Annotated in this window: 17 protein-coding genes; 15 read left to right on the forward strand and 2 right to left on the reverse strand. The window is 52.3% G+C overall.

The features are described 5' to 3' along the window. Window positions 1-821: 821 nt before the first annotated feature. The 12 genes from pip to tatC all read left to right on the forward strand — a co-directional run bounded on the left by pip (window position 822) and on the right by tatC (window position 8,906). The gene (gene pip / locus A3193_RS03465) at window positions 822-1,772 is read left to right on the forward strand and encodes a prolyl aminopeptidase (protein WP_069004775.1); all 951 of its coding nucleotides are present in this window, start codon (window positions 822-824) and stop codon (window positions 1,770-1,772) included. After that, the gene (gene dtd / locus A3193_RS03470) at window positions 1,769-2,206 is read left to right on the forward strand and encodes a D-aminoacyl-tRNA deacylase (RefSeq protein WP_069004776.1); all 438 of its coding nucleotides are present in this window, start codon (window positions 1,769-1,771) and stop codon (window positions 2,204-2,206) included. The genes pip and dtd overlap by 4 nt, the downstream gene beginning before the upstream one ends. A gap of 135 nt (window positions 2,207-2,341) precedes the next feature. Further along, the gene (locus A3193_RS03475; protein ID WP_083218544.1) at window positions 2,342-3,298 is read left to right on the forward strand and encodes an MBL fold metallo-hydrolase; all 957 of its coding nucleotides are present in this window, start codon (window positions 2,342-2,344) and stop codon (window positions 3,296-3,298) included. Between the two features lie 137 nt (window positions 3,299-3,435). Then, window positions 3,436-4,026 (forward strand): imidazoleglycerol-phosphate dehydratase HisB, encoded by a 591-nt coding sequence (hisB, locus tag A3193_RS03480; protein WP_069004777.1) that lies wholly within the window; start codon window positions 3,436-3,438, stop codon window positions 4,024-4,026. Between the two features lie 23 nt (window positions 4,027-4,049). Then, window positions 4,050-4,691 (forward strand): imidazole glycerol phosphate synthase subunit HisH, encoded by a 642-nt coding sequence (gene hisH, locus A3193_RS03485; RefSeq protein WP_069004778.1) that lies wholly within the window; start codon window positions 4,050-4,052, stop codon window positions 4,689-4,691. A gap of 66 nt (window positions 4,692-4,757) precedes the next feature. Further along, window positions 4,758-5,498, forward strand: a complete 741-nt coding sequence (gene hisA, locus A3193_RS03490; RefSeq protein ID WP_069014092.1) for a 1-(5-phosphoribosyl)-5-[(5-phosphoribosylamino)methylideneamino]imidazole-4-carboxamide isomerase — start codon at window positions 4,758-4,760, stop codon at window positions 5,496-5,498. A 15-nt stretch (window positions 5,499-5,513) separates the two neighbouring features. Further along, entirely contained in the window at window positions 5,514-6,284 is a 771-nt protein-coding gene (gene hisF, locus A3193_RS03495; protein WP_069004780.1) for an imidazole glycerol phosphate synthase subunit HisF, read from the forward strand. After that, window positions 6,281-6,661 (forward strand): phosphoribosyl-AMP cyclohydrolase, encoded by a 381-nt coding sequence (gene hisI / locus A3193_RS03500; protein WP_069004781.1) that lies wholly within the window; start codon window positions 6,281-6,283, stop codon window positions 6,659-6,661. Before hisF ends, hisI begins: the two co-directional genes overlap by 4 nt. Window positions 6,662-6,669: 8 nt before the next feature. Beyond that, window positions 6,670-6,996 (forward strand): phosphoribosyl-ATP diphosphatase, encoded by a 327-nt coding sequence (locus A3193_RS03505; protein ID WP_069004782.1) that lies wholly within the window; start codon window positions 6,670-6,672, stop codon window positions 6,994-6,996. Window positions 6,997-7,150: 154 nt separating this feature from the next. Further along, window positions 7,151-7,393, forward strand: coding sequence for a Sec-independent protein translocase subunit TatA (gene tatA, locus A3193_RS03510; protein ID WP_068988630.1), 243 nt, complete (start codon window positions 7,151-7,153; stop codon window positions 7,391-7,393). Between the two features lie 37 nt (window positions 7,394-7,430). After that, a complete protein-coding gene (tatB, locus tag A3193_RS03515) occupies window positions 7,431-7,784 on the forward strand; it encodes a Sec-independent protein translocase protein TatB (protein ID WP_069004783.1) in 354 nt (117 codons plus the stop codon). Beyond that, window positions 7,785-8,906, forward strand: a complete 1,122-nt coding sequence (tatC, locus tag A3193_RS03520) for a twin-arginine translocase subunit TatC (protein WP_069004784.1) — start codon at window positions 7,785-7,787, stop codon at window positions 8,904-8,906. Window position 8,907: 1 nt separating this feature from the next. Here the strand turns inward: tatC and A3193_RS03525 are convergent, their stop codons facing one another. Beyond that, window positions 8,908-9,249 carry a pentapeptide repeat-containing protein gene (locus A3193_RS03525; RefSeq protein WP_069004785.1) on the reverse strand — a complete coding sequence of 114 codons (342 nt, stop codon included), beginning with the start codon at window positions 9,247-9,249 and terminating at the stop codon, window positions 8,908-8,910. 161 nt (window positions 9,250-9,410) lie between these two features. On the opposite strand from A3193_RS03525, the gene A3193_RS03530 reads away from it, so the two are divergent. Beyond that, complete coding sequence (locus A3193_RS03530) at window positions 9,411-10,322, forward strand: LysR family transcriptional regulator (RefSeq protein WP_069004786.1); 912 nt, start codon at window positions 9,411-9,413, stop codon at window positions 10,320-10,322. Window positions 10,323-10,463: 141 nt separating this feature from the next. After that, window positions 10,464-11,411 (forward strand): sigma-54 interaction domain-containing protein, encoded by a 948-nt coding sequence (locus A3193_RS03535; protein ID WP_069004787.1) that lies wholly within the window; start codon window positions 10,464-10,466, stop codon window positions 11,409-11,411. 15 nt (window positions 11,412-11,426) lie between these two features. On the opposite strand, the gene A3193_RS03540 is transcribed toward A3193_RS03535, so the two are convergent. Then, a complete protein-coding gene (locus A3193_RS03540) occupies window positions 11,427-11,999 on the reverse strand; it encodes a TIGR04211 family SH3 domain-containing protein (protein WP_069004788.1) in 573 nt (190 codons plus the stop codon). 271 nt (window positions 12,000-12,270) lie between these two features. Here A3193_RS03540 and A3193_RS03545 point away from each other — a divergent pair, with 271 nt between their 5' ends. Next, window positions 12,271-12,669 carry a hypothetical protein gene (locus A3193_RS03545; protein WP_069004789.1) on the forward strand — a complete coding sequence of 133 codons (399 nt, stop codon included), beginning with the start codon at window positions 12,271-12,273 and terminating at the stop codon, window positions 12,667-12,669. Window positions 12,670-12,719 lie beyond the last annotated feature (50 nt).

Here is a 12,719-nt window from a genome sequence, read left to right on the forward strand (position 1 = left end):
AAAGATAAAAGCCCAACTGCGATCCTTGCAGTTGGGCTTACAGTCGTCGGCTTGGTTGGCTAAGCTTCCCTTCCCTGCAAAATCCTTTTCGAAGTTTTCCCTTTAGAGACGTCCTTGATGACGACAACTGAATTTTGACACATTTTTTTACAGTGAACATGGGAATATTCACAGTTTAAGTGTGAGATTTTTCTCTTATGGCCGTAAGAAAATTCTTACTTTACAACTACGGTGTTTGACAGTCGGGCGGTGGTATCTGCATTAGCGAGATCCGACTCTGTTTGCTGGGAGGGGTAAATAGGTGAAATGAAAAAGCCCAACTGCAATCCTTGCAGTTGGGCTTGGTTGTCATCGGCTTGGTTGGCAAAGCTCCTCGTCCATCTACCATCCATTGTGGCTTGTCCTGTAACACGTCCTTGATTGACGACAATTAAATCATGACACGGAATCTCTCGAATTGAATTGGGAAATGTTACCCTTGTTGTGTAAGAATCATCCTGTTGGCGTGTAAGAATTTTCCTACATGGGCTCTACCCACTGGTTTAATATCTGCTACCGGTGGTGATCAAGATTGCCAGTTTCACTCGTTTAAAAAGTGAAAGCCCAACTGCAATCCCTGCGTTGGGCTTTCTGTCATCAGCTTGTTTTGCTAAGCAACCTGTCCATGGTTTACTTTGTGTGCTACAAGCCAGTTCTTCCTTGATGATGACGGGAATATCTTGGCATAAAGTTCTGCCTATTGAAGTGGGAAAATTAACCGGCAACACGTAAGAATTGTCTTGTCAGAGCATAGGGTGATTCTTACACTTAACAGATCGATTATGAATGACCTCTATCCAGCCATAGAACCCTATAAGTTACAGCGGCTTGCTGTTGATCATCACCACCATCTCCACATTGAAGAGGTGGGTAATCCTGCCGGTATCCCTGCGCTTTTTTTACACGGCGGGCCGGGTGCCGGTTGTGAACCTTACCATCGGCAGTTTTTTGACCCGGATCTTTACCGGGTCGTACTCTTTGACCAGCGGGGTAGTGGTCGCTCAACACCCCATGCCTCATTGCAGGATAATACGACCTGGGATCTGGTTGCAGATATTGAACGAATCCGTGAAGCGCTGAAGATAGATAAATGGTTGCTGTTTGGTGGATCCTGGGGCTCAACCCTTGCGTTAGCCTATGCTCAAGCCCATCCTGAGCGGGTTACGGGGCTGATCCTGAGAGGCATTTTTCTCTGTCGGGACCAGGAGATCGAGTGGTTTTATCAGCAAGGTGCGAGTTGGGTTTTCCCCGATTATTGGGAGGATTTTGTCGCACCGATACCTCAGCACGAGAGAGATAATCTGCTGCATGCCTACTACCGGCGATTGACCGGTAGTGATGAGATCTCCCGTATGGCAACGGCCAAAGCCTGGTCAGTCTGGGAGGGCAGAACCTCCAGCCTACTGACCAATCAGTCTGTGGTCGGTTTTTTTTCAGAACCCCATACGGCCCTCAGTCTGGCGCGAATCGAAGCCCATTATTTTGTCAATCATGCCTTTCTGCGGCCTGATCAGCTGCTGAAAGAGGCAACACAACTTGCCGGCATCCCCGGGACGATTGTGCAGGGTCGCTATGATCTGATCTGTCCAATGAAGTCTGCCTGGGAGTTGCACCAGGCCTGGCCCGATAGTGAACTGAAAATTGTCGCGGATGCAGGTCACTCTGCGACAGAATCGGGTATTCGCAGCGCACTGGTGGAAGCCACTCGGCATTTCGCGAGATTGCTCGGATGATCGGGCTGCTGCAGAGGGCCAAACAGGGACGGGTATTGATCGATGGAGAGTCCGTGGCAGAGATCGGTACAGGTTTGGTGGTGCTGGTTGGTGTCGAGAAAGGGGATGACCGGAGCAGAGCGGATCGCTTGCTGCAACGGCTGCTCGGTTACCGGGTGTTTCCCGATCAGCAGGGTAGGATGAATCTGAGCCTGAGTGAGATAGCCGGCGGTTTACTGTTGGTTCCCCAGTTCACACTCGCTGCCGATACCCGCAAAGGGATGCGCCCCGGTTTTTCCACTGCTGCTGAGCCACAGCTTGGTAAGGAACTGTTCAGTTATCTGTCAGAGCAGGCGGCAGACCATCACAATCAGGTTGCCTGCGGTGTGTTCGGCGCGGACATGCAGGTGGAGCTGATCAACGACGGTCCTGTGACCTTCTGGTTGAACAGCTGACAACCATACTGACTCCACTGTTTTAATCGCTACCAGGCCCGGTCACAATCTACTCCGCTGACCAATGCCAATGCGTGCCTCTGCCATGGGCGGGACGCGACACAAGAAAAAATCCATAACAGAACACTTATCACCATGAAACAACTGATATTAAAGAGCATCTTGCTGATTTTTCTTTTCCATTCTCTCGCTGTATTCGCTGAGCGGGGTGCTGCCGTACCGGACTATACGGCAGATGAGATCACCAAGGGGGTTTATGTCATTCACGGTCCTCTGGGGGTGCCCTCGGTGGAGAATCAGGGTTTTATCAACAATCCGGCCTTTATCGTGGGTGAACAGGGTATTCTGGTGGTTGATCCGGGGTCCAGCGTTCAGATCGGTGAAATGGTACTGCGTCAGATTGCCAAGGTCAGTGATCTGCCGGTGGTCGCGGTGTTCAATACGCACATTCATGGGGATCACTGGTTCGCCAATCAGGCGTTTAGGGAAGCCTACCCAGAGGTCCTGATCTTCGGCCATGAGACGATGCGTAAACTGGTGGAGAAGGGAGAGGGCAGGAGCTTCATGCAAACCCTCATGAGAATGACCGATGGCGCCGTCAAGGGAACAGTGGAGGTACCGCCCAATCGGTCCGCTGCCCATGGTGAGGAGATCAAACTGGCAGGTGTCAACATCAGGATTCACTACCAGCCCAAAGCCCACAGTCACTCAGATATCATGCTCGAACTGCCGCAGCAGAAAGTGATCTTCCTCGGCGACAATGTGATGAGCAAACGCCTGGGCCAGATGGACAGTGCGACTTTTCGGGGCAACATCGAAGCCATCGACATGGCGCTGGCGACCTCCGCCGAGCGCTTTGTTCCTGGCCACGGGCAGACCGGTGGCAGAGAGGTTCCGCTACGCTACCGGGAGTACCTCTCCCGGCTCAAATCCGAGGTGGCGAAATATTATGAAGAGGGTATGAGCGATTTTGAGATGAGTGAAGCGGTGAGCCAAAGTCTGATCGGGTTTCATGACTGGGTCGATTTCGATCGCAATGTGGGACGCCATATCAGTCTTGCCTACCTGGAGGTTGAGGCGGAGTTATTCTGATCTGCCGAGCCGATTGGTGGCTGAATCAGCTTCAATACTGTCATTTTCTCCGATTTTCTCTAGAATAAGCGGTTTGATCGGGGGGATGGGAACATCACCCTGTTGACCATGGCATTCATTGATCGGAGTCTTTAGCTATGCAGCGTACCGCGCAGGTTGAGCGCAATACCCTGGAAACCCAGATCAGCATCACGCTCGATCTGGATGGTCGTGGGGAATCGGATTTTGATACCGGTGTGCCATTTCTCGATCACATGCTGGATCAGATAGCGCGCCACGGATTGATCGATCTGAAGGTGGTTGCCAAGGGCGATCTGCACATCGATGCCCACCACACGGTGGAGGATATCGGTATCACCCTGGGGCAGGCGCTGTCAAAAGCCGTAGGTGATAAAAAGGGCATTCGGCGCTATGGCCATGCCTATGTGCCGCTTGATGAGGCCCTGTCACGGGTGGTCGTGGACTTTTCCGGACGACCGGGGCTGATCTATGAAGTGGCGTTCACCCGTGCCCGAATCGGCGAGTTCGATGTGGACCTGTTTCAGGAGTTTTTTCAGGCGCTGGTCAACCATGCGGGTATCACCCTGCACATCGACAACCTGCGTGGCACCAATGCGCACCACCAGGCCGAGACGATCTTCAAGGCAGTTGGTCGGGCGTTGCGCTTTGCGCTGGAACCGGATCCACGCATGGCTGAGCAAATACCCTCGACCAAGGGCACTCTGTAAAGAAACGCTTCACAGGTATCAAGATGTCACAGCGTATCACCGTTATCGACTACGGTATGGGAAATCTGCGCTCAGTCGCAAAAGCGGTTGAGCATGTCGCTTCTGCTCAGGATGAGGTACTGGTTACCGATGATCCTGAGTTGATTCTAAATTCTGACCGGGTGGTTTTTCCCGGGCAGGGTGCTGCCAGGGACTGCATGGCGGCAATCTCCGGTCACCATCTCAACCGGGCGGTTCTGGAGGCAGCCAACAGTAAGCCATTTCTTGGTATCTGTATGGGGCAGCAGGTGCTGCTCGAACAGAGTGAAGAGAATGGTGGCACCGAACTGCTGGGACTGTTTGCCGGTCAGGTAAGGCACTTTCCCGGTGGGGTGGCTCCGGATGGCGAGGCGTTGAAGATCCCGCACATGGGTTGGAATAGAGTCAACCGACAGACCGATCACCCTCTCTGGCAGGGTATCGATCAGGATAGCCGTTTCTATTTTGTACACAGCTATTATGTCGATCCACAGCAGCAGGACTTGATAGCAGCAACGACCGATTACGGGGTCAGTTTTGCCAGCGCCATTGCCCGGGAGAATCTGTTTGCCGTCCAATTTCATCCGGAAAAGAGTGCGGATGACGGCCTGCGTCTGCTGAAGAATTTCGTCAACTGGAATCAATGAAATCCTACTCACCCGGCTGGGCTGGAATAGGCTGAATCAAGTAACCAATCAATCAGGATACCGCTTGTGCTGTTAATACCTGCAATAGACCTTAAAGATGGCCAATGTGTGCGCTTACGCCAGGGCCGTATGGAAGACGATACCGTGTTTTCCGACAACCCCTTGCTGATGGCAAGCCAATGGGTTGAGGCTGGAGGGAGAAGGCTCCATCTGGTGGATCTGAATGGCGCTTTTGCCGGCGAGCCGGTGAATGGTGGTGCGATTCGTGAGATTGCCAACGCGTACCCGGATCTGCCGATACAGGTGGGTGGTGGGATACGTGACGAAGCCACCATCGAGGCCTATCTGAAGGCTGGAGTGGAGTTCTGTATCATAGGAACCCAGGCGGTCAAAGAGCCGGATTTCGTCACCCGGGCCTGTCGGGAATTTCCCGGTCATGTGATTGTCGGCCTGGATGCCAAAGAGGGTATGGTGGCGATCAATGGCTGGGCGGAGGTGACCGATCAGGAGGTGACCGAACTCTCCCGGCGCTTTCAGGATGATGGGGTCTCTGCGATTGTCTATACCGATATCGGTCGGGATGGCATGATGAGCGGGCCCAATGTGGAAGCAACAAGGGATCTGGCCAACGCGATCACGATTCCGGTCATCGCCTCGGGTGGCATCACCGATATTGGTGACATTGAGGCCCTTTGCCAGGCGCAAACTGACAACATCATGGGTGCAATCACCGGCAGGGCGATCTATGAAGGTACATTGGATCTGGCACAAGGACAGCGCCTCGCCGATCAACTGACGGGTTCATAACAAGGGTCTACCGGAATGCTAGCGAAACGAATTATTCCATGTCTCGACGTCGATGCAGGACGTGTGGTGAAAGGGGTAAAGTTTGTCGATATACGGGATGCCGGTGATCCGGTAGAGGTGGCGCGGCGCTATAACGAAGAGGGGGCGGATGAGATCACCTTCCTCGACATCACCGCCAGTTCCGACAACCGGGAGACCATCGTTCATGTGGTTGAACAGGTGGCCAGTGAAGTCTTCATCCCTCTGACGGTTGGGGGCGGGATACGCACTGAGGACGATATCCGCAGGATGCTCAACGCAGGCGCGGATAAGGTCGCCATCAACACCGCAGCGGTATTCAACCCGGAGTTCGTCAAGCAGGCTACCGATCGATTCGGCTCCCAGTGTATCGTGGTGGCGATCGATGCGAAAAAGGTCAGTGCCGAAGGTGAACCCTTGAAATGGGAGATATTCACCCACGGCGGACGCAAGCCTACCGGCCTGGATGCCATCGAATGGGCACAGCGGATGAGTGACTATGGCGCGGGAGAGATTCTGCTTACCAGTATGGATCGTGACGGTACCAAAATCGGCTTCGATAATGAACTGACCCGGGCGATCGTTGAGGCAGTGCCAATCCCGGTGATTGCTTCCGGAGGTGTCGGAGAGCTGCAGCATCTGGTGGATGGGGTCAAAAAAGGCGGTGCTGATGCGGTATTGGCCGCGAGTATCTTTCACTTTGCTGAGTACTCCATCGGTGAGGCAAAACAGTTTATGGATCAACAGGGTGTCGAGGTAAGGCAATGACTTGGCTCGAGCAGATTAAGTGGGATCAGGATGGCCTGGTGCCGGCGATTGCCCAGGAGCGGGGCAGCGGCAAGATACTGATGATGGCCTGGATGAACGCTGAAGCGCTGACCCTGACCAGGCAGACCGGTCATGCGGTCTATTGGTCCAGATCGCGAAAAAAACTCTGGCACAAGGGGGAAGAGTCTGGAAATCAGCAGGTTGTTCATGCAATACGCCTCGATTGTGACGGGGATGTGGTGTTACTGGAGGTTGAGCAAAAGGGTGGAATTGCCTGTCATACTGGAAGACACAACTGTTTCTATCGGGAATTGCAGGACGATCAGTGGCAGGAGATACTGCCGGTACTGAAAGATCCAAAGCAGATTTATAAGTGAGCTGAGGCATGAGTGATCTACTGCAACAACTGGCACAGGTACTCGAAGAGCGTAAGCAGGCGGCGCCGGATAGCTCCTACGTGGCCAAGCTCTATGACAAAGGTCTCGACGGGATCCTGAAAAAGATCGGCGAAGAGGCGACCGAGACTGTGATGGCGGCAAAGGACGGGGATGCAGAAAAAATTGTCTATGAAATCGCGGATCTGTGGTTTCATACCCTGGTACTGCTGGCACATCAGGGGCTGGCGCCCGATCTGGTGCTGCAGGAGTTGCAGCGGCGTTTTGGACTTTCCGGGCTGGAAGAGAAGGCCCAACGGGGCAAATCGGTCTCATAAGAGAGGCTGTTTGTTGTCTCAATAGTATGAGAGAGCACTCTTAGGTATCATTCCGGGGCTGTTCCTGAATAGACATAGGCGCGAAGAGACTGATCAGGTCTAATAAACGCGCTACATTCAAATGAAACCGGCTAGTCCGGAGGTGGAGAAAATTATGGGTTTTGGTGGTATCAGTATCTGGCAGCTGTTGATTATCCTGGCGATTGTCCTGCTGCTGTTCGGAACCAAACGGCTGAAAAACATCGGCTCTGACCTGGGTGGCGCTATCAAAGGCTTCAAGGGCGCCATGAAAGATGGTGAGAAAGAGTCGGCAAAGGCCAAAGAGCAGATCGAACAGTCCGAGTCCGGAACTGTTGTGGATGGTGAAGTTACCTCGAAAGAGCGTGAGAAACACTGAGCCCGGATTGCAACCCAAGCATTGACTAGAGAACAGCATGTTTGATGTCGGTTTCTGGGAGTTGTCGATCATTGCACTGGTTGCATTGATCGTTATCGGTCCCGAACGTTTACCAAAAGTGGCCCGTACCGTCGGTCATTGGCTCGGTCGTGGCCGACGTTTCGTCGCCAATGTAAAGGCTGATATCGATCAGGAGATCAAAGCGGAAGAGCTGAAGGAGATCCTCGATAAGCAGGCCAAAATGGCCAATCCCGTGCATGAGATACTGGAAGAGACAAAACAGGATCTGAACCAGTTCAAGCAGCGTACGGAGAGCCAGATTGAAGCGGCCCGGGATGAGATGGACTCCACACAGGCTCCGCAAAATAAAAAACCGAATCAAGCAGAATAGATGTCGGCACCCAATTCACCAGAAACCACCAATCAAGAGCAACCGCTGGTCTCGCACCTGATCGAACTCCGCGACCGGGTACTGCGTATGGTGCTGGCTGTGCTGGTGGTTTTCGCAGTGCTGTTTCCCTTCGCCAACGATCTCTATAGTGCGATTGCCGGGCCGATGCGTGCCGCCCTGCCGGAAGGCAGCACCATGATCTCCACCAAGCCCATCGATCCGTTTCTGATCCCTTTCAAGCTGAGTCTTCAGCTGGCCATTTTCATCGCCATACCGTTCATCCTTTCTCAGTTCTGGGCGTTTGTGGCGCCGGGACTCTACCGCCATGAAAAACGTATGGTGGTGCCGCTGCTGGTCTCAAGTACGCTGCTGTTCTATTTGGGTATGGCGTTTGCCTATTTTGCGGTATTTCCCCTGGTCTTCACCTTTCTCGCGGGAACCGCCCCTGAAGGGGTTGAAGTGGCCACCGACATGGGCAGTTATCTCGATTTTGTGATGACCCTGTTTTTTGCCTTCGGTGTGGCTTTCGAAGTCCCTATTGCCACCATCATTCTGGTGTGGCTTGGCATCACCACACCGGAAAAGCTGCGCCACAAGCGCCCGTATGTGATTGTTGGTGCCTTTGTTGTAGGAATGTTCCTCACACCCCCTGATGTGATCTCACAAACCCTGCTGGCACTGCCGATGTGGGTGCTGTTCGAGCTGGGTGTGATCTTTTCCAAGGGATTCGTTAAGAAACCGGATGAGGAATCCGAGACAGCAGCCGTCGAAACCACGCCAGAGGCTGTGGAAGAGACGCAACTGGAGACAACCGAATCACCTGTTGGGAGTGATATCGATCCAGCCCAGGACTATGTAGATCCCGATCGATTCGTCCCCATGACCGATGATGAGATGGAAGCGGAGCTGGATGCCATCGAAGCCGATGAGGAGAGTCCTCCGGCTGAGTCGGTGCAGGGCCAGGACCCAGTAGAGGCAAAGCTCCAGCAGGTGCAGCAATATCGGGCAGCTGGAGAAGTGGAACAGGCCAGGGAACTACTCTATGAGATCCTCCAGGATGGTAATTCAGATCAGCGCATGGTGGCCAGAAATATCCTGGCTCAGCTCGATTCCGAGAATTGAATTATCCTCTGACCCTGATCCGGGTGCCGTGTACCAGTGACAGGGTAATCTCTGCAGCCGAAATGGATGCCGGGAAGTAGGTTCCTGAGATCTTTGCACTATTGATACTCGCGCCTTCAAGTATCGTCTGTCTCAAGTCCACCCCTCGCAGATCAGCATGACGCAGATAGGCGTCAGCCATGTTTAGCCCTCTGGCATCCAGGGTTCTCAAGTCCACACCGCGCAGGTCTGCACTCTCCAGGCTGCACTCCTCGCCTGCTGCCCTCCGTTCATTGAACTCCTCGATCTGACCATGCTTCAGCAGCTGGTACATGGGATCCTGACTAAGCTCTCGGTGTGCCATAGTGACCTCTTTCAATTATCTCGCTTCGGTTTTTTAAATTCTCAAAGTGACAATTTAGTTCATAGATTCGATGAGCAGGTATTAATGAAATATGTATTTATTGTTGATATTAACGCACTCTCCATCTAGTATTGGAAATATTAATGCTTCGAGTGACGAAAATGGCTGGCACCCCACAAATTCATTATAAACAAAACCGACTCAAGCAGTTGAGGGCCTTTTGCCATGCGGCACAAACAGGATCCATCAGCGAAGCTGCAGAACGACTCTATTTGAGTCAACCCACCGTTTCATTGCAGATACAAGCCCTGGAGAGGGAGCTGGAGACCGTTCTGTTTGAGCGGCGGGGACCGAAGATCAAACTCACACCGGAAGGTGAGACCCTATACAAGCTCTCTCAGCCCCTGGTCGAGGGTATGGACAAACTGCAGGAGACCTTCTCCGCCTCCTGCGGAAAACTGGAGAGCGGTGAATTGAATATTGCCGCTGGGGAGTCCACCATTCTCTACATTCTGCCTGAGCCGATTCGCCGCTTTGCTGAGCGTTATCCCGGCATTCGGGTGAAGTTGCACAATGTTACCGGACGTGACGGAATGGCCATGCTCAGGGCGGATGAGACCGATCTTGCGATTGGCTCGATGATCGAGATTCCGGATGACGTAACCTATCAACCGGTGGTCAACTATGCACCGGTACTGATTACGCCTAAGGATCATCCTTTAGCTAAAAAAGAACAAATTCGACTGCATGATATCAGCCCCTATGGTTTGATACTGCCACCCCACCACTTGAGCACCTGGAGGATGGTCGACCTGGTGTTCAAGCAGCACAATGCCAGTTATAACGTAACCCTCGAAGCGGGGGGGTGGGAAGTAATCAAAAAATATGTGGAGATTGGTCTTGGTATCTCGATTGTCACCGATGTCTGTCTGACCGGTGAGGAGCAAGTGGCCACCATTCCTTTGGGTGATTATTTCCCCGATCGGAGCTACGGCATCGTGCTCAGACGGGGTAAGTTTCTATCGCCCCAGGCCAAACGATTTCTGGAGATTGTCCGCGAACTCTATAATTAGCTGCTGAAAACAACTCTTTTTCCTATTATTTGGATGTGAATGACTCTATTTTCAGCCGGTTGGCGTTATTTCTGTCTATTTGGTCATTGTCATTTTCCTCACGCAAAAAAGTGTTTTAGAATAGACCGGCTTGTAGAGGAGATGGATATGATCGGAAAGGCCCCGGAATTTCAAACCTTGCTTCGTGCCATGCGAATTGTGTCTGCGACAGATGCAACTGTATTGGTGACGGGTGAAAGTGGCACTGGCAAGGAGTTGCTGGCTCAGGCACTGCATGAAAACAGTCGTCGTTGCAACAAGCCCTTTGTTACTGTGAATTGTGCCGCACTGCCCACCCAGCTGGCTGAGAGTGAGCTGTTCGGACATCGCAAAGGAGCCTATACCGGCGCAACCTCTGACAGTATGGGAAAGGTCCAGGCCGCACAGGGTGGCACCCTGTTTCTGGATGAGATCGGTGAATTGCCCACCAACGTGCAGGCAAAGCTGCTGCGCTTTCTTGAGACTGGTGAATGCCAGATGGTTGGTCGGGCCAATAACCAGCGGGTCGATGTGCGAATCATTGCCGCAACCAATCGTGACCTCTCTAAATCCCTTGATGAGGGAACATTCCGGAGTGACCTCTACTATCGTCTGAATGTGGTTCCTTTGGAGCTGCCACCCCTGCGTGAACGTTCCGGGGATATGGAGTTGTTGCTCAACGGGCTAACCTTTGAACTCTCCAAAAGCTACAATCTGCGTGCACCGGTTTATAGCCGCCAGGTGTTGAAGAGTTTGAACTCCTATCCTTGGCCTGGAAATGTTCGTGAATTGAAGAATTTCGCTGAACGTATGCTGATTCTCTTCTCAGGCAGAAGAGTCGAAGTTGAAAATCTGCCGAATGAGTTCCGCAGTCAGGTAAAGCGGAGTGCGGTCAATGAAGGCGGTTTTGTCCTGCCGGATCAGGGGTTGAGCATGGATCAGCTGGAAGCCGACCTGATTGAACAGGCCCTCTCCAAAACCCTGGGTAATCGCAGCAAGGCCGCTCGTCTGCTTGGTCTAACACGGGATACCCTGCTCTACAGGATGAAGAAATACGCGATCGATTGTTAACAGGCCCTGGGGGGATCAGTAGATTCTGAAACCACCATGGCGTCTGCGGCTGCGATAATCGAACAGAGCAATCCCGGCGACTATGCCTAAAAGGAAGGTGACCGCGGTTGCGATCAGCCCCCATTTCAATGGGAGCATTGTTCCAAACTCCCCCTGTTGCGCTCTGAGACTCTCGTTCTCCTGCTGAATACGATCCAGTGCCGCGACGATTCCCTCTGTATTTTCCAACTGATCCTGTAACTCGGTGTTGGTTTGCTGTTCCTGGCTTTTCAGGTTGTTGAGCAACTTTTCCGCCTCACTGAGCTGTTGCCCCTTAGCCTGCAAACTCTCCTTGAGCTCGTTATTTTCAGCTGTCAGCTCGATCACAAGCGTACGGGCAGGTTTGGATTTGATTAAAAAACCGGCTTTGGTCCAACCGACTATGCCGTCCTTCGTTCTTACTTCGGCGAAAAACCCCTCTTCACTGAGTAACTCCAGCTCAGTTCCGCTTTTGAGACGTTTTAGAAGCTTCCCTTTTGAATTGATCAACTCGTAGAGAGATAGATTCAGTTCGTCAGTGACGTAACGGGTCTCGGAATGGGCAGACATACTGACACAGAGTAGACAGCTACAAAGCAGTGAAACTATAGAGAACTTCATTAGAGTTATAGGCCCTAACCTATCTCGCGGGAATTCCGCATCAAATCAAACAATCGTTCAGAAAAAGCATATCGAATAGGTGACCGGCATACTAGTCCCAATCTTGCCAGTGAGGCGTGGTTCACTGAAACCGTAGGATCCCCGGTCTGTTCAGTTTCCGTTCAGTAAGCCCCGATTATGCTGAACTCGAAACAGAGCAAAAGATCACAGGAGACATCTGATGAACGCAATCCACAAAATGGTTGTTGCCGCGACATTGAGCCTGATCGTCACCGGTCCAACCCTGGCTGGCCATACGGATCGACAGAGAGTTTGCGATCAAGAGTGGACGGAAAGAATTGATCAGCGTTTGGATCGTCAGTATCGACGCATACAGCGGGGTGTTGATCAACACAGCCTGACCTACAAGGAGAGTAAGCAGTTAAACAGAAAATACAGAAAAATTAGAAGATTGTCTCGAGAGTATCAAGAGGATGGCTATCTTTCCCGAAAGGAGTTCAAACGCCTGTCCGGCAAACTCGACAGGCTCAGTGACAGGATCTGGGAGTACAAGCACAATGATCTGGAGCGCTATATGATCTATCACGATCGATATGCGCATCAGAACAAGCATAGGTGATCTCTGAACAGCCGGTATAATCATTTTAACTCCTTCTCCTTCCGGGAGAA

Source organism: Candidatus Thiodiazotropha endoloripes (assembly GCF_001708965.1).
Taxonomy (GTDB): domain Bacteria; phylum Pseudomonadota; class Gammaproteobacteria; order Chromatiales; family Chromatiaceae; genus Thiodiazotropha; species Thiodiazotropha endoloripes.